This window comes from Corynebacterium sp. A21 (genome assembly GCF_052266655.1).
Lineage (GTDB): Bacteria > Actinomycetota > Actinomycetes > Mycobacteriales > Mycobacteriaceae > Corynebacterium.
On record NZ_JBQPQY010000002.1, the window covers coordinates 131,053 to 146,135 of the forward strand.

At 62.3% G+C, this 15,083-nt stretch carries 12 protein-coding genes; 6 read left to right on the plus strand and 6 right to left on the minus strand.

The window, feature by feature from the left end:
* Nucleotides 1–15: 15 nt before the first annotated feature.
* The 4 genes from narI (at nucleotide 16) to ACTU46_RS04770 (ending at nucleotide 4,285) form a co-directional block, all read left to right on the plus strand.
* Complete coding sequence (gene narI, locus ACTU46_RS04755) at nucleotides 16–795, plus strand: respiratory nitrate reductase subunit gamma (RefSeq protein ID WP_443379791.1); 780 nt, start codon at nucleotides 16–18, stop codon at nucleotides 793–795.
* Between the two features lie 70 nt (nucleotides 796–865).
* Nucleotides 866–1,651, plus strand: coding sequence for an extracellular solute-binding protein (locus ACTU46_RS04760; RefSeq protein ID WP_443379793.1), 786 nt, complete (start codon nucleotides 866–868; stop codon nucleotides 1,649–1,651).
* 1 nt (nucleotide 1,652) lies between these two features.
* Nucleotides 1,653–3,578 (plus strand): ATP-binding cassette domain-containing protein, encoded by a 1,926-nt coding sequence (locus tag ACTU46_RS04765; RefSeq protein ID WP_443379796.1) that lies wholly within the window; start codon nucleotides 1,653–1,655, stop codon nucleotides 3,576–3,578.
* Nucleotides 3,575–4,285 (plus strand): helix-turn-helix transcriptional regulator, encoded by a 711-nt coding sequence (locus ACTU46_RS04770; RefSeq protein ID WP_443379798.1) that lies wholly within the window; start codon nucleotides 3,575–3,577, stop codon nucleotides 4,283–4,285. Before ACTU46_RS04765 ends, ACTU46_RS04770 begins: the two co-directional genes overlap by 4 nt.
* A 75-nt stretch (nucleotides 4,286–4,360) precedes the next feature.
* Here ACTU46_RS04770 and thrB read toward each other — a convergent pair whose 3' ends face one another.
* From thrB to ACTU46_RS04790, 4 genes are all read right to left on the minus strand, one after another.
* A complete protein-coding gene (gene thrB / locus ACTU46_RS04775) occupies nucleotides 4,361–5,290 on the minus strand; it encodes a homoserine kinase (RefSeq protein WP_443379801.1) in 930 nt (309 codons plus the stop codon).
* Nucleotides 5,291–5,294: 4 nt separating this feature from the next.
* A complete protein-coding gene (locus tag ACTU46_RS04780) occupies nucleotides 5,295–6,632 on the minus strand; it encodes a homoserine dehydrogenase (protein ID WP_443379804.1) in 1,338 nt (445 codons plus the stop codon).
* Between the two features lie 239 nt (nucleotides 6,633–6,871).
* Entirely contained in the window at nucleotides 6,872–9,217 is a 2,346-nt protein-coding gene (locus tag ACTU46_RS04785; protein ID WP_443379807.1) for a hypothetical protein, read from the minus strand.
* Nucleotides 9,217–9,873: a LuxR C-terminal-related transcriptional regulator gene (locus ACTU46_RS04790; RefSeq protein ID WP_443379810.1), complete on the minus strand. Its 657-nt coding sequence runs from the start codon at nucleotides 9,871–9,873 to the stop codon at nucleotides 9,217–9,219. The genes ACTU46_RS04785 and ACTU46_RS04790 overlap by 1 nt, the downstream gene beginning before the upstream one ends.
* A gap of 359 nt (nucleotides 9,874–10,232) precedes the next feature.
* Here ACTU46_RS04790 and ACTU46_RS04795 point away from each other — a divergent pair, with 359 nt between their 5' ends.
* The gene (locus ACTU46_RS04795) at nucleotides 10,233–11,009 is read left to right on the plus strand and encodes a hypothetical protein (protein ID WP_443379813.1); all 777 of its coding nucleotides are present in this window, start codon (nucleotides 10,233–10,235) and stop codon (nucleotides 11,007–11,009) included.
* A gap of 27 nt (nucleotides 11,010–11,036) precedes the next feature.
* Nucleotides 11,037–11,798, plus strand: coding sequence for a hypothetical protein (locus ACTU46_RS04800; RefSeq protein WP_443379816.1), 762 nt, complete (start codon nucleotides 11,037–11,039; stop codon nucleotides 11,796–11,798).
* A 53-nt stretch (nucleotides 11,799–11,851) separates the two neighbouring features.
* Here ACTU46_RS04800 and ACTU46_RS04805 read toward each other — a convergent pair whose 3' ends face one another.
* Both ACTU46_RS04805 and ACTU46_RS04810 read right to left on the minus strand, forming a co-directional pair.
* A complete protein-coding gene (locus ACTU46_RS04805) occupies nucleotides 11,852–14,200 on the minus strand; it encodes a hypothetical protein (protein WP_443379818.1) in 2,349 nt (782 codons plus the stop codon).
* On the minus strand, nucleotides 14,197–14,853 hold the full coding sequence (locus tag ACTU46_RS04810; RefSeq protein ID WP_443379821.1) for a response regulator: 657 nt from the start codon (nucleotides 14,851–14,853) through the stop codon (nucleotides 14,197–14,199). The genes ACTU46_RS04805 and ACTU46_RS04810 overlap by 4 nt, the downstream gene beginning before the upstream one ends.
* Nucleotides 14,854–15,083: the final 230 nt, after the last annotated feature.

Consider the following 15,083-nt stretch of genomic DNA (forward strand, 5'->3'; position numbering starts at 1 on the left):
AAGGAGTCCCGCACCATGCCTTCCTATGAAATTTTCCTGTGGGTGGCGTTTCCCTGGCTGTGTATCACGGCCTTCGCCATCGGTATGTTCTGGCGCTGGCGGAGCGATCAATTCGGCTGGACCACCCATTCCTCCCAGATCTATGAATCCAGGCTGCTGCGACTATCTTCTCCGCTCTTCCACTGGGGCATGGTCTTTGTGATCGTCGGTCACCTCATGGGGTTGGCCATCCCAAAATCCTGGACCCAGGCAGTGGGGATCAGCGATGCCTTCTACCATGTCATCGCCACCTACCCTGGTGCTCTGGCGGCGATTGCGGTGGTGCTGGGTTTGGCGGGGCTGCTCTACCGCCGCATCGTCAACCGTTCGGTGTTCCTGGCCACCTCCCGCTCGGACAAGGTGATGTACCTCTTCCTCAGCGCGGCGATTCTCTCGGGTACGATCGCCACCATCTCACTCCAGCTGTTCGGTGGTCCCCACGGCTATGACTACCGCGAGACCATCTCCCCCTGGCTGCGCCAGCTGCTGATTTTCAACGCCCAACCCGAGTTGATGGCCGAGGTGCCCTGGCAGTTCAAGGTGCACGTCATCTCCGGTTTCAGCCTGATGGCCCTGTGGCCCTTCACCCGGCTGGTGCACGCGTTTTCCGCCCCGGTCGGCTATGTCACCCGACCCTATGTGGTCTACCGTTCCCGCGATATCAGTGCCCGCCCGGCGCGCCGACATGTGGCCTGGGAGCCGGTGCAGTCGAACAAGAAGCAGCTCGATGATGAGGCACGCTGGCATGGTGCCTGATAGGAAGCTGTATGCCACTGCCCTATTCTAAAGAAGCAGACACTTCCCAGAAGCTTCAGGACGGATAAACATGCAGCTCTCCCGCATCCTCGGCACCACCGCCACGATAATCGGCATCGGTGCCCTAGTGGTGGGCTGCGCCCCGGGTAATCAGAACCCCAGCACGCAGGGTGCCGGTTCCGGGGTGGATGGGGCCGAGTCGGTCGAGCTGGTCGTCCTGGGTGCGGCCTCAACCCGGGTGATCAATGAAGAACTCAGCGAACTCAGTGAGCAGGAGTTGGAGTTCATCAACGCCGGTTCCGCCACGCTGGTCCAACAGCTCAGCGATGGTTCCCCGGGCGATCTGCTCATCACCGCCGACCAGGCCAGCATGGACCGTGCAGTAGATCAGGGTGTGGTGGGCGGTCCGGTGGCCATCGCCACCAACTCGATGGTCATGGTCGTGCCCGCCGGTAACCCGGCCGGGATCACCGGGGTGGATTCCTCCCTCGAGGGCGCCAATGTGGTGCTCTGTGATCCGCAGGTGCCCTGTGGGGCGGTTTCCGGGAAGATCATGGCTGATCAGGGCATCGAGCTCCAGGCCGCCAGCCTCGAGCACTCGGTCGCTGACACCCTGGGCAAGGTCACCTCCGGGGAGGCGGACGCCGGTTGGGTCTACCGCACCGATGCCCAGGCCGCCGGTGACACCGTGGCCGTCTTCGAGATCCCCGGTGCCGAGCAGGTGCTAAATACCCTCGTTGCCGCGGTGTCCACTGATTCCGCCAACCCGGAGCAGGCCCAGGCCCTGCTGGAGCTGATCACCGGCGAGGACATGGCCGGTGTCTGGGAGGACAACGGTTTCACCCCTGAGGCTTAAAATGTCGCCCGCTCCCCGGCCCGCCCCCACCCGGGTCCCCGCGTTGGTCCTGATCATCGCCCTATTGGCGGTGGCGGTGATCATCGGTCCGGTGGTTGCCCTGGCTACCCGGGTGCCCTGGGACCGGTTCCGCGACATCCTCAGCGATCCGGAGACCACCGAGTTGCTGCGGGTCACCGCCTACGCCGCGCTTCAGGCCACCCTCATCACCCTGGTCCTCGGGGTACCGTTGGCGGTCTGGCTTGCCGGGCTCCGCCGCGGCTCCGGCCTGGTTCGCCTGCTGGTACTGCTGCCGCTGGCCATGCCCCCGGTCGTCGCGGGGCTGGCGTTGACTGCGGCGATCGGCAACCGCGGGGTCACCGCCCCGCTTCTCGACGCCCTGGGCATCCAGTTCGCTTTCGCCTTCCCCGGGGTCATCGCCTCCCATGTCTTCATCGCCCTGCCCTATGTGGTGGTCGCCGTTGAATCCAGCCTGCGGCAGCTCGACCGGGAGATCCTGGCCAGTGCCGCCGGGGTGGGGTTGAGCCCCTGGGAGGTGCTGCTCAAGGTCACCCTGCCCGCCATCGCACCCGCGATCGCCACCGGCGCCGGGCTGGCGTTCGTCCGATCCCTGGGGGAATTCGGCACCACCCTCACCTTCGCTGGATCCATGCCCGGAGTCACCCGCACCATGCCCTTGGGGATCTATCTGGAGCGTGAGATCGACCCCGGATCCGCCTATGTGCTCGCGGCCGTGCTGATCCTGATGGCGGTGATCGCTCTGGCGCTGACCGCACTGCCCATGCTGCTGCGACGGGAAGCCACACCGGCACCCCGGACCATCGGCGACTTCAATGCCGGCCGGATCCGGGAGCTGTGTCGGCCGCTACCCGGGCTGGCCGTGCGGCATGTGGCGGATGGGGTGGAGACCCGTTTCCCCGCCAATGCCACCACCGCCATCATCGGCCCCAATGGCTCCGGCAAAACCACCCTGGTGGGCACACTGGCCGGCCGGCTGCGCGGGGCTTCGGTCACCGTGGGTGAGCAGATCCTGGACGGCGAACGTTTCATTCCGGCGCATCGCCGCGGCGTGGTGCTGCTGACCCAGCACCCCGGGCTGCCTCGCACCACCACGGTCGCCGGGGCCATCACCATGGCCTCCCGCTCCCCCGCCCGGACCAGGGAACTCTTACAGGCCGCCGGGCTCGCGGAACTCGCCGACGTCAAGGTACCCGCACTCTCTGGCGGGCAGGCTGCCCAGGTCGCGCTGCTGCGGGCCCTGGCCGCCAAACCCCGGGTCCTGATCCTCGATGAGCCGCTCGCCGCCATCGATGTCGCCTCCACCGCCCGGTGGCGACGCCTTCTCAAGGCCACCGCCGAGGACCGCACCACCATCATGGTCACCCATGATCCGGTCGACATCGCCGGACTGGCCGAATATCTCGTGGTCCTGGAAGCCGGACATACCGTGGCGCAGGGAGAGCCCAGCGAATTGCTGAAGGTCCCCCATAATCCCTTCGTGGCCAGCGTCGCCGGGATCAACCGGATTGTGGGCGAGATTTCCGCAATCGACCCCGACACCGTTACCATCAGGGGAGAAGACCTGCTCATCACCGGTATCATGGACCCCTCCCATACACCGCGGGAGGGGGAGGCTACGGTGGCTACCTTCCCTCCGGAAGCAACCACACTTCGGCTCCCCGGACCCGACCGGCGGGAATCCGTCCGGAACAGATGGCGGGGCCGGGTTGTTGGACTGGCTGCCACGCTCGGTTCCCATGTGGAGGTCAGCATCGAACTTGGGGGGAACATCAACATCACGGTCCCGGTGACCCGGCAATCCGCCGTCGCACTGGAACTGCAGGAAGGTAAGGAGGTGGAATGTTTAACCAAGGCACTCTCGGTGAACATCCATCCCCGGCCGCACCGGAACGGAGTAACACCATGAACCCATCGCTGCCGCGTTCAGCCCCTGATCTCTTCCCGGACTCCCTCCGATTGAGCCCGAAACAGCGTCTGGTTCTCTCCACCCTGCAAGAATTTCCCGAGGGAGCCCGTGCCACGGAGATTGCCGCGAAGCTGGGGATGCACGTCAACACCGCCCGTGGCCACCTCGAGGAGCTGATCGCACAGGATGCCGTGCGCACCGTGACTGCGCCCGCCAAGGGACGTGGCCGACCCTCGCTGATCTTCCAGGTCCGGGTCCCCGATAACCGGGCGGTGGCCCAGGAATACATCTCTCTGATCGAGGTGCTGGCCCGGACTCTGGGCGATGCTGAGCACCCGGACACCGAGTCACTCAACCGAGCCCGGCGCATCGGCAACCAGTGGGCCAGTCACATGTCCAGCACCGGACAGACCTGGAGCAGTATCGATGACGCCCTGGGAGAGCTCTTCCATAAACTGCGCGAAATGGGTTTCGATCCCTCCACCGCCAAGCAGCAGGAAGAGGAAGCGGAATTATCCCTGCACAGCTGCCCCTTCATCACCGGCGGGGTACGCCCCTCCCCCTTCATCTGCGCCATCCACGAGGGATTCATCCAGGAGACCGTCGGCCCGAGCGGACCGGTGAAGGTCTCCATCCGGCCCTTCGATGGTCCGGGGTACTGCAGCGTCAATTTCCGGACTGAATCCTCCCCGGAAGTCACCGCCTAAGCGGCAACACAAAGGTCCGGGAGAGCTGAGATTGATCAGCTCTCCCGGACCTTTGGTGTCTTGTCGGGGGTCCGGCTAGGCCGCCGAGACCTCGACGGTCACTGGGCCGGCCACCTCAAGTTCAATGACCCGCAGGCCAGCCTCACGGGCGGAATCCAGGATCGTGGGATCCACCGGTTCCTGAGACAGCACCATCGCGGTGGGACCGGCGCCCGAGAGGTAGGCGGCATAACCACGGTTGCGCAGCCGGTTGATCCACTCTGCGGTCACCGGCAGGACATCCGCGCGGTAGGGCTGATGCAGCCGGTCGCGGGTGCCCTCCCAGAGCAGCTCCGGGTGGTTCTGCAGCGCCACGGTCATCACTGCGGCACGCGAGACATTGAAACGCGCATCCGTGTGGGTGACATGGCTGGGCAGCACCCGCCGCACCGCCTGGGTGGAAGCATGGAAGTTCGGCACCAGCGCGGTGGCACGAATTGTCTCATGCACCGGAATGGTTACCGCCCGGTAGGAGGCCACACTACGGCCGTCCACCGGAATCTCCGTCCAAGAGACCACCGCGCTGCCGAGCACCGAGGCCGCGGCATTGTCCGGATGTCCCTCGAAGGCCGAGGAGAGCTGGACGATCTTATCGTTGTCCAGCGGGAAACCTGCCAGCGCATTCGCCGCAACCACCCCGGCCACCGCAGCCGCGGCTGAAGAACCCAGGCCACGGGACTGCGGGATGTTGTTGGTGCACACCACGCGCAGGCCAGGGGCGTCGGCATCTGCGGCGGCGAGTCCCTGCCTGATGGCCTTGACCACCAGGTGGGAGCCGTCCAAGGGAAGTTCGCCCTCCCCCTCACCGAAGATCTCTACCTCCAGGCCCGAGGAGGTCACCTCCACCTCCACGGTGTCGTAGAGGCTCAGTGCCAGGCCGAGGGTGTCGAATCCGGGGCCCAGGTTAGCCGAGGACGCCGGAACCGTAACTTTGGCTTTGGTGCCGATTTCCAGATCAATCGCCATCCGCTTACTCTCCTTCGAGGCGGATGACGCTGGTGACGGCCTTGACAATGTCCGTCTCCTTGAGCTGGTTGACGGTACGCGCCAGGTCAGCCTCACGGGCGGTGTGGGTGACCACGATCAGTCGGGCATTCTCACCGGACTCCTCCTGGCGCACGGTCCGCAGGGAAATGCCCTCGGCGGCGAAGCTGCTGGCGATCTCCGCGAGCACCCCGGCGCGGTCAAGGACTTCCATGTCGATGTGGTAACGGGTGGGCACATCACCGAAATCAGCGAGCGGCAGGTTCGCGTAGGTGGAGTCACCGGGCGCGCGGCCACCGTGGACCTTGTTACGGGCTGCGCCGACAATGTCGCCGAGCACGGCGGAGGCGGTGGGGTTACCACCGGCGCCGTTGCCGTAGAACATCAGGCGCCCAGCAGCCTCAGCCTCGACGAAAATGGCGTTGAAGGACTTGCTCACGGTTGCCAACGGGTGCTCCCGGGAAATCAGTGTCGGGTGGACGCGGGCAGAAATAGACTGGTTACCGTCCTTGTCGGTCAGCTTCTCGCAGATGGCGAGCAGCTTGATGGTGTAACCGGCCTTCTTGGCGGCTTCAATATCATTGGCGGTGACATTGGTGATGCCCTCGCAGTAGACATCATCAGCGGTCACCCGGGTGTGGAAGGCCAGCGAAGCGAGGATGGCGGCCTTGGAGGCAGCGTCAAAACCCTCGACATCGGCCGTCGGATCGGCCTCGGCATAACCGAGTGCGGTGGCCTCAGCCAGCGAGTCATCGTAGCTCGCGCCGCTGGAATCCATGGCATCAAGGATGAAGTTGGTGGTGCCGTTGACGATGCCGGAAACCGACTCGATCTGGTCACCGGCCAGGGAGCGGCGCAGTGGACCAACCACCGGGATGGCGGCGGCGACGGCGGCCTCGAAGTAGAGGTCGACATTGGCGGCGTCGGCGGCCTCGGAAAGCTCCGCGGCGTGGGCGGCCACCAGGGCCTTGTTCGCGGTGATGACGGACTTACCGGCCTTCAGCGCAGCCAGAACCAGCTTGCGCGGATAATCGATGCCACCGATTACCTCGACTACCAGGTCAACATCATCGCGCTCGATCAGCGACATGGCGTCATCGGTGAGCAGATCCTCAGCCAGGGCACCGCGGTGCTTCTCCTTATCGGAGACGGCAACACCCTTGAGCTCCAATGAGCCGCCAATGCGCTGGGTGAAGTCCTCGGAGTACTCGTGCATCAGTCGCACGACTTCCTTGCCCACGGTGCCGTGTCCCAGAATGGCGATTCCGACGGGCTCTCCCACGCCCTTGCCGGGGTTGAATGTGCTCTGAGCTGTCGTGGTCATATCTCTCCAGGGTCGGGGTCAGTCAATCGGTGCGACCCGCCGAAGGATACGGCAGGCACATGTCCAGCAAGTGTAGTTATCGAATCTCAATCTCACCGGTTCGGTTGAGTAGATCACACCCGGGCCCGAATCGGGGTGATCCTCAGCCACTCGAGCCAGTATAGACAAAGCTGTCTTATTTGTCTTCGCTCAGGGGCCCTCCTGCCCAGCGCGACCCCCGGTAAGGACGTATACCTGGGCTAGCCGGTATTCTCCGAGCCCCCAACTGCACCGACGGCCGCCACCTCTATCCGTTGTATTTCCCCCTCTGTATTGGTGAGGAGAATGGTGGCGTACCTGGCACGTCCCGCGGGAAACAGGCGGAGAGTCAACTCCCGGTAGTTCCGTTCCTCCAGGATCCCGATGAACTGCCGGTGCAGATGCGGCAGTTGGGTGTCCGGCTCCGGCAGCTCCCCCTGCGTGGAGCGGTCATCGAGAATCTGGACCTGCCGGCCGGTGGCCCGGGCATCCCACACCGCACGATTGACGGCCTCCGTGGTGAAGGCCGGGGAACGGATGGAATCACGGAGCTTGAGTTCGAGGAGATGTGCGTTGGCTTTTCTCACCTCGGGCGGGAAGCGCTCATCCAGGACTGCCCTGACCTGGATCTCCACCCAGGTGGAGGTATCGCTGAGGAAGCGCCGCTGCCGACTGATCACCTCCATGGTGGTCAGCTCACTTCGCCGGGTGGAGATCGCGATCGGCAGTCCCCGGGTGGTCAGCTTGACCAGCCGAGGAATCAACGTCGCCGGAATGAGCACGAGGCTCGCCATTGCTAGTGGGACGGCCCCCAGGACCGGATCATTGACCCCCAGCTGCACCAGCACTTCACTGAAGCCCATTCCGGCGGCCCAGAGGATCCAGGTCACCAGCGCGCGATCGCGCAGGGCGAGATAGGTGCACAGCAGAATGAAGACCCAGGGGTACCAGGCCGCGGGCCAGTAGGGCCCAAGTTCAACGAAGTTCAGTGCCGCCGCGGCATAGAACACTCCGATGGCCACGGTGGCGATCACAGTGGGCTGAGTCGGCAGGCGCAGTTTCCGGCCGCAGGTGAGCATGGCCAGCGCCACCGCGATCGCCGCCAAGGCCAGCAACCGGACATTGAGGTGATCATGCTGGTTATTCAGACTCATACTGAAAAACACCAGCCAGGCGATCACGGCACTCAGCGGCTGGAAAACCTGGCGCATGCCGACCATCTGATAGGCGGAGGGCACCTCGATATCCGAACTGTCCGCCCCGCCGTCGCCTCTGACCGGGCCATCCGGATGCCACCGCAGGATGACCTCGGTCCCCGCCCCCGGCACACTCTTCAGTTCCAGGGAGCAGCCATCGGTGGCCTGCATTCGGCCGGCGATGGCCACCCTGATTCCAGCCCGACCATTGGGAATAGTCGCCGGATTGAAACCCGGACCTTCATCCCGGATCATCAGGGTGATCCCCTGACAGGTATCCCCGTCTAAGTCAACCTTGATCGCCACCTCCGCGGGGACACCCGAGGCGTGGGAAAGGGTGTTGTGCACCGCCTCAAGGGTGGAGTCACTCAGCGCCGCTGAGACATCGGCGGGAAGGGTGGCGGACTCAGGCAGCATGCCGGGGCCCCGAACTTCCAGCTGTGGGGCAAGCGCGGTGATCTGGGCACGTAACTCCAGGAGCACCTGATTGAGCCCGAGCTGTCCCGAGGGTGCCAAGGCACCCAGTGCGAAGGTCTCGGCGGGAAGGTCCCGCAAATTCGGCGACCGCACTCCGCGACGAATCGCATCCAGATTACTCATCACCCGGTCATGGAGATAGCCGAGGAAGCGGACCTCCAATTCCTTCAGGGCTTTGGTCCGGGCCAGCCGACCAGCAGTCAGATACGCTCGGGCGACCATTTCATCCAACAGCTTCGAGGTGCGCCGCGCTGACTGCAGCAGGATCAGGAAGGGCAGTATCAGCAGAACCGAATGGGCAATCTCGATCCCCATGTTGAAACCCACGGGGCTGCCCAGATTGACCGCGGCCGCAGATCCGACACTGATCACCGCCACCCACATGGCCCATCTACTGGGGAGCACGGTGACCAGCATCGCCACCGGTAGTCCAGCGAAGTCCCCCAGATACAGGCCACTCAGTGGAGATTCGCCGATGAACACCACCGCCCCGACATGCCAGATGAGTACGGCGACAAAGGTGCCGCCAGCGGTCAACAAAGTCCAAAAATAAACCTGTCGCTTGTGGATGAAGGCAGCGAGGATGACCCCCAGCACCTCAACAATCAAGAGAAACCACACCGCGGACACCAGATCCGCGAAAGGAAGCCAGGGGGTTCCCTCATATCTGCCCTCGGGGATCCGGCCCAGCATCATGAAGATCAGCCAGGGCACGCCGGCGCCGAAGGCGACCACCCGCAGCACGGCCAGCGAGACCGTCCGTGCGCGGAGATACTCGGCCTCGGCAATGTCCGAGAGCTCCCCCACCTCCTGGAGCGGCGCTGGCCGCTGAAAACCCTCGGGAAATTCGCTACTGGCCGCCGCCGGGGGCAGCGGATCCCGGCTCTCCGCCATCAGCGATCTCCGGGACCAGGTAGAAATCCATCCTCCTGGGCACGCCGGAAAAGGTCGATCTTGCTGTGCACCGGGCGCCCCACCAAAGCGTACTTGGTGCGGATCCGGCCCAGATAGTCCTGCACGGTGTCTGCGGAGAGCCCGGTGATGGAGGCCACCCGCTTCGCGGACTCGCCGATGGCATAGAGCTCAAGCACCTCCCGCTGCCGCGCAGAAAGCTGCACCGAGTTGATGAGCGGATCAGAATCAATGACCCCCGCCCAGTTCGCGTTTGCCACGGTCCGACCGGCCGCAGCCTCGTTGATCGCGATGACCAGGTTCTCCACCCTGGCAGACTTATCGACGACCCCGGAGACCCCGGCTTTCAGGGCGCGGCGGACCAGGAAGGGGCTTTCCATCGAGCTGTACACCAGGACGTGAACCCCGGTCGACAACAACAGGACAGCGTTGTTGTAGGGGTCACTGCCGTCAGCGAGCCGGAGATCAAGCAGCACAACATCGATATCGGTGGGAATCATCTGGTGAATACGGTCGAGTGCCTGATCAACGGTGTTGACCATCCCCACTAATTCAATGTTGGGAATTTCGCCAAGAAGATCGCCGACACCGGCAAGCGCTGCTGTGTGGTCGTCAATAGCTACCACTTTGATATTCATGAAACCAAGTTAACAGGTAAACCTCAGGATAAACCAGATATCTGCGTAATAAATAGATTATGTACGTATAAAACCGTGAAATTCACCCCATAGTGGGACCTGCAAATAAGTCAGTGGCCCCTCAGAAGTCTGCCTTGAAACGGGAAACCCCCAGTAAATACGCCTAATCCTGGGACCACTGAGTGAGTGACCCCACTCTAGGGACACCGGATCAACTGTCTGTTTCTTAATATTTCCTCATGCTTTAATCACTGGTGAGTTTTGGACCCGACCGGAATATACATCTGACCCTGCGGTCCACCTTCAACCCAACGTTTCTGCTACACAAGTTCATTGTGATTTTTGAGGAAGAGAATCCCATGCGTTTTCCTAAAACTCTCATCGCCCTAGCCGCCACCACCGCTTTCACCGGAAGCCTATTCGCTGCCACTCCAGTGGTCTCCGCAATCACCGTCGCCGTGGATGAAGAAGTCTGCGCTACCACCCTCACTGTTGCCGACTACCGCCATCTCCTTCAGATCCAGAATGATCATCTCAATGAACTCTTCACCCAGCTGAAGCTAGCCGTTCCCTCCGCCAGGACTGATCTGGACACGGAGTACAACAACGCGCTGGCGACCTTCAGAAGAAATGGTGGAGCAGAAGGGCACATGCCCAACGTGGAAGACGTTAAGCGCAGTGAGCGGATCAGTGCAGCTGTGGAAACCGCCGGATTCAACCCGGGAGAATATGGCGGCATCGTGATGGGTGCTGCCTTCGCCAAGGCATACACCGAGAAAAGTGATGCCGAGATCAGGGAGGTACTCCTGGTGGAAGGCGAAATTCCGGCCGACTCCGGTACCCTGGCAGAGGCCGCCGCCACCTTGGCGGAGCTTGAATCCGGTACTGGAGACGCCAACCTGAACCTGGGTGTCCTGGAACCTCGAGAGGGTGCCAGCCCCCAGCTCCTCGCGCTCTATGCTGCGGCCAATGCCAAGGTCAGCAGCCCAAATCTCAGTGGGGTACTCAACCGCGCACTACAGAGCTGTGCAACCGGCACCGGCGGTAACTTCCCACTCTCAGATTCCGTCAAAGAGCCCGAACCGACAGTGGAAAAACCCCGCAGGTTTCGCAACTTCAGTAGTTCCAGCAGCTAACTTTCGCACCCCACAGAGGACATCGACATGAATAAACGTATCCTCCTGAAGTCCGCGGTTCTGATATTTCTGGCCGGGGCGGCAAATGTGGCATCCGCCCAGTCCCACGAGATTGAGTATGGCGAGGACACCTGCACGATCGTCTACACCCAGGCAGATGTGGACCTCAGTAATGAGTACCTCCGGGCCCCCGCCGAGCTTGCCATCACCAGATTGCAGGAGATGTTTCCCGCGGAAGCCGCGGACATTGAAGGGGTCTTTTTATGGCGACAGAGCATGGCCCGTCCCACCCTGCCGACGGATGTGCAGCAGATGGCAGACCGTATCAGTGCCGCAGCTGAAGCCAAATCCACCGGGCTGGGATTCCAGGTGCTCTACACCATCTACCGAGCCGGCGGAGACTACGAGCTTTATCGGAGCAATCTCAGCAATCCCAGCATCGTCCCCGGTGAGGAAAGCGTCCTCAACCGCCGGGATCTCAACCGGTTGACCCCACTGCCCAAGATCATCTATCCATCCGCATATGACCCGGACCCCACCCCTGCGAGCAGCGGGGGCATGTATGAAATCAACCGCGAAGTCTATGATCTGAAGCTCTGGAAATACCACGAATACGGCCGGGCAGAAAACGCCGCCCTTAGCACCTGCATCAACCACCTCTCCGGAAAGGAACCCCAGCCGACTACGCCAGCGGAGGCCCCTGTAGTTCCGGACAATCCGACAGTGCCAGAGAACCCGGTGATTCCGGAGAACAATGCCACGACCCACGAGAGCTCAGACGACTGCTAGCCGGCGGTGCCGAGCCTCTTTCCGGGGCTCCCCGATTAATGCCCTGAGCGCCGTTACTCTTCACCGGATTTCCGGCACCATCGGGATGCCCCTCCACTGCCTGCGATGGTTTCAGCCTGCGAGGTAACTCCGGTGGGAATCTGGATCTGCTCCACCTGTGGATCCCCGTTCTCCCCCACTGATTCCACCAGGATGGTGGCATAGATTCGGCGACCAACCGGCAGCATCCGGACGGAGACCTTGACCTCGGCGTCCCTGAGTTCCGCTTGTAGCCGCCGGTGCATAAAGGAATGGGTCAGCGGCAGCGGCACGGGATCGACTCCTCGTTCATCACTGCGGTCATCCTGGAGGCGGACGGTGATCCCCCGTTTCCGGGCTCGCCACACCTCGCGGTTGGTCCCTTTGACATCAAAGCCCGGGGAGCGGATCGCATCACGCAGCCGTAGCTCCAATAGGTTGGCACGGTGGATGCGTTGCTCCGCCGGGAATTGGGGGTTCAGGACTGCCCCGATCTGCATCTCCAACCAATTCGCGGAGTCACTGATATAACTGCGCCGGGTGGCTGCCACGATCAGATCCGCCTCCCGCGCGGAGTCCTCGACGAGGTTCGAGTTCAAGGAACTGAGCAACCAGCGCAGAGCCAACGGGAAGAGGGTGCCGGGCACCATCAACGCAGCACCCCCCACCAACATGTACCAGGAAAGGTAGTTCACGATCTCGGGGTCATCCTCGAGGAGAAAGACCGAAAGTATGCCAAGAAGCAGGAGCCCCCAGGCCACCAACGCACGGTTGCGCATCGCCAAGAGCACACACATGAAGACGAAGATCGAGGTATACCACAAAGGTGGCCACCACCTGGCGAGCCCGATGGACTCATGTGCCACTACGCAGATATAACCGAAGAGACAGAGGGCCACAAAGACGGTGTTACGCATCGGAAGTTTATTCTTGTCTCCCCGAAGCACCCCACCGATTGCCAGCGCGAGCAACACCAGGGCCAGGATAAACTCTCCCCAGTCCGAACGCTGGTGTCCAAAGCCCATCAGCATGAAGAACAGAAAGGTGAAGACGCCGAAGACCGGGGTAAACACCGTACCCATATCGAAGACACCCTCAATGATGTCCGCAGACTGCGGGCACGGTCTTTCCTCTTGCCCGGCCTCGGGTCGCTGCCAGGACAGGAACACCGTGGTGCCCTTTCCCGGGGCAGAATCAATCTCAGCGGAAAGCCCTGGGGCAGAGCTCATCCGGCCGAGAATGGAGACCCGGACCCCGGCACGCTCCGCGGGAACGTTATAGGGGCAAAAACCCGGTCCCTCATCCCGCAGGACCACCTTCAGGGAGCGACACTCCGGATCCGCGTCGATCTCCAGGCTGATCTCGGCACTACGGGCGGCGTTCGGCGCATGCTTCATGCTGTTATCGAGTGCCTCCACCGCGGCGTCGGAGATCAGGCTCATGGCCTCCGGCGGCACATTGGACATGCCAGAGAGCTCATCAGGGAGCTTCACCTCCAGCTCCGGGTCAAGCCGATGCAGGCTCTGCAGCAGATCCATCACCGACCTTTCAACCCGGACCGGCAGCGGTTTGGCCACCTGCCGCATGTCCTCAGGGAAGGTAACCGGCAGTGGGTCCGGGGAGATCAGTCCGCGACGGACCCCATCGAGGTGATGCAGAACCTGATCGTGGAGATATCCCAGGAAACGACTTTCCGCATCCAGGAGGGAACGCGAGCGCGCCATCCGAAGCGCACCGCCGTGCCTTCGGCGGGCTTCCAGGTCAATCTCCTCGGTGGTGCGCATTGCAGAGAGCAGCAGCAGCAGAAAGGGCAGGATGATGAGGAATCCCCATACCCCTTCCATCAGATTGTCCACGGAAATCGGTAGTCCCTGGTGGCTGCCACTGGCTACCACAATGGTCAGGATCGCCAGTGGGATACCCAGGAGGCGGGGCATAGAAATCAGGAGCAGCGCCACGGCGTATCCTGTGTAATCCGCCAGGTGGAGTTCTTCCAACACGGACCCTCCGGTGAGAAGGCCGGAGACATGAACGGTCAGCGCGGCGAGATAGACCCCACCAGCGATGCGGAAACACTTCAGGTACCACTCCCACCGGTGCCACACCCCCGCCATCGCCACCAACACCGCCGAGGTGACCAATAACACACCCACCCAGACATCGACTCGGGCTAGGTTCCAGGCAGCAGGATCGAAGATGATGGCCCAGCGGTCCCGGACGAACAGGAACATGATCGCCAGGCTGACACCACCGAGGGTCGCCACCAACCTCAACAAGGAAAGGCTGGCACCCCGGCTGCGCCAATAACGCTTCTCGACCTCCGCAGATAACACGCCCGGCTGTCTCAGCGGTGCTGGTTCAAAGAACCAGCTGGGTAGGTTCATGACTCTTTCGGTCCCGGGAGAAAGCCATCCTCCTGGGCGCGTTGATACAGTTCGACCTTGGTCACGGCCGGACGTCCTGCCAGGGAGTACTTGACCCGGATCCGGCCCAGGTAATCCTGCACGGTCTCCTGCGCCAGACCGGTGATGCTGGCCACCCGCTTCGCGGACTCCCCCATCGCATAGAGTTCGAGCACCTCACGCTGCCGGGGTGAAAGATCGACGGCGTCGAAAAGCGGATCGGCGTCGATGATGCCGGCCCATTCGGCGGTGGCAAAGGTGCCGCCTTTCGACGCCACCTCAATGGCGCGGAGCAGGATCTCCGGATCCGCGGACTTCTCCAGCACACCCGCCACTCCTGCGGTGATCGCCCGCCGTACCAGGAAAGGACTTTCCAGGGAACTGTAGATCAGTACTTCCACACCGGCCTCGGTCAGCGCCAGCACATTGCTATAGGGGTCACTATCCGGGCCCAGCCGCAAGTCGAGCAGGACGACATGGATTTCAGGCTGATTCGGGTCCTTGATCTGGGTCAGCGCTTCAGCAACTGTGTAGTGCGCGCCCACCAGGTGCATCCCCTCGGCTTTTGAGAGGATCGACCTTACCCCCATTTGGGTTACTTGATGATCGTCTATTGCTAGAACATTCACACTCATACTCAGCAATCTATCATTTTCCCGACCGCATATTATCAAGTTTAGCCCTAGATGCCACCTGAAGATGCCCCCAATTTCAGGGTCCCTGCAAAATATGTCTCTCTCGAAACAGTTTCGTTATCTATCGTTATAGGAAGATTGATGCCATTCTGTTGCACGGCACACCTTGAGATAGCTCCATGTGATTGAGAACTGAGGTATCGAGTTTGAGCTGGGCGGGCAAGATCTTG

What these genes read in the sequence shown, in the direction of transcription:
- narI (WP_443379791.1), top strand. Translation starts at nt 16, where the DNA reads ATGCCTTCCTATGAAATTTTCCTGTGGGTGGCGTTTCCCTGGCTGTGT.
- ACTU46_RS04760 (WP_443379793.1), top strand. Translation starts at nt 866, where the DNA reads ATGCAGCTCTCCCGCATCCTCGGCACCACCGCCACGATAATCGGCATC.
- ACTU46_RS04765 (WP_443379796.1), top strand. Translation starts at nt 1,653, where the DNA reads ATGTCGCCCGCTCCCCGGCCCGCCCCCACCCGGGTCCCCGCGTTGGTC.
- ACTU46_RS04770 (WP_443379798.1), top strand. Translation starts at nt 3,575, where the DNA reads ATGAACCCATCGCTGCCGCGTTCAGCCCCTGATCTCTTCCCGGACTCC.
- thrB (WP_443379801.1), bottom strand. Translation starts at nt 5,290, where the DNA reads ATGGCGATTGATCTGGAAATCGGCACCAAAGCCAAAGTTACGGTTCCG.
- ACTU46_RS04780 (WP_443379804.1), bottom strand. Translation starts at nt 6,632, where the DNA reads ATGACCACGACAGCTCAGAGCACATTCAACCCCGGCAAGGGCGTGGGA.
- ACTU46_RS04785 (WP_443379807.1), bottom strand. Translation starts at nt 9,217, where the DNA reads ATGGCGGAGAGCCGGGATCCGCTGCCCCCGGCGGCGGCCAGTAGCGAA.
- ACTU46_RS04790 (WP_443379810.1), bottom strand. Translation starts at nt 9,873, where the DNA reads ATGAATATCAAAGTGGTAGCTATTGACGACCACACAGCAGCGCTTGCC.
- ACTU46_RS04795 (WP_443379813.1), top strand. Translation starts at nt 10,233, where the DNA reads ATGCGTTTTCCTAAAACTCTCATCGCCCTAGCCGCCACCACCGCTTTC.
- ACTU46_RS04800 (WP_443379816.1), top strand. Translation starts at nt 11,037, where the DNA reads ATGAATAAACGTATCCTCCTGAAGTCCGCGGTTCTGATATTTCTGGCC.
- ACTU46_RS04805 (WP_443379818.1), bottom strand. Translation starts at nt 14,200, where the DNA reads ATGAACCTACCCAGCTGGTTCTTTGAACCAGCACCGCTGAGACAGCCG.
- ACTU46_RS04810 (WP_443379821.1), bottom strand. Translation starts at nt 14,853, where the DNA reads ATGAGTGTGAATGTTCTAGCAATAGACGATCATCAAGTAACCCAAATG.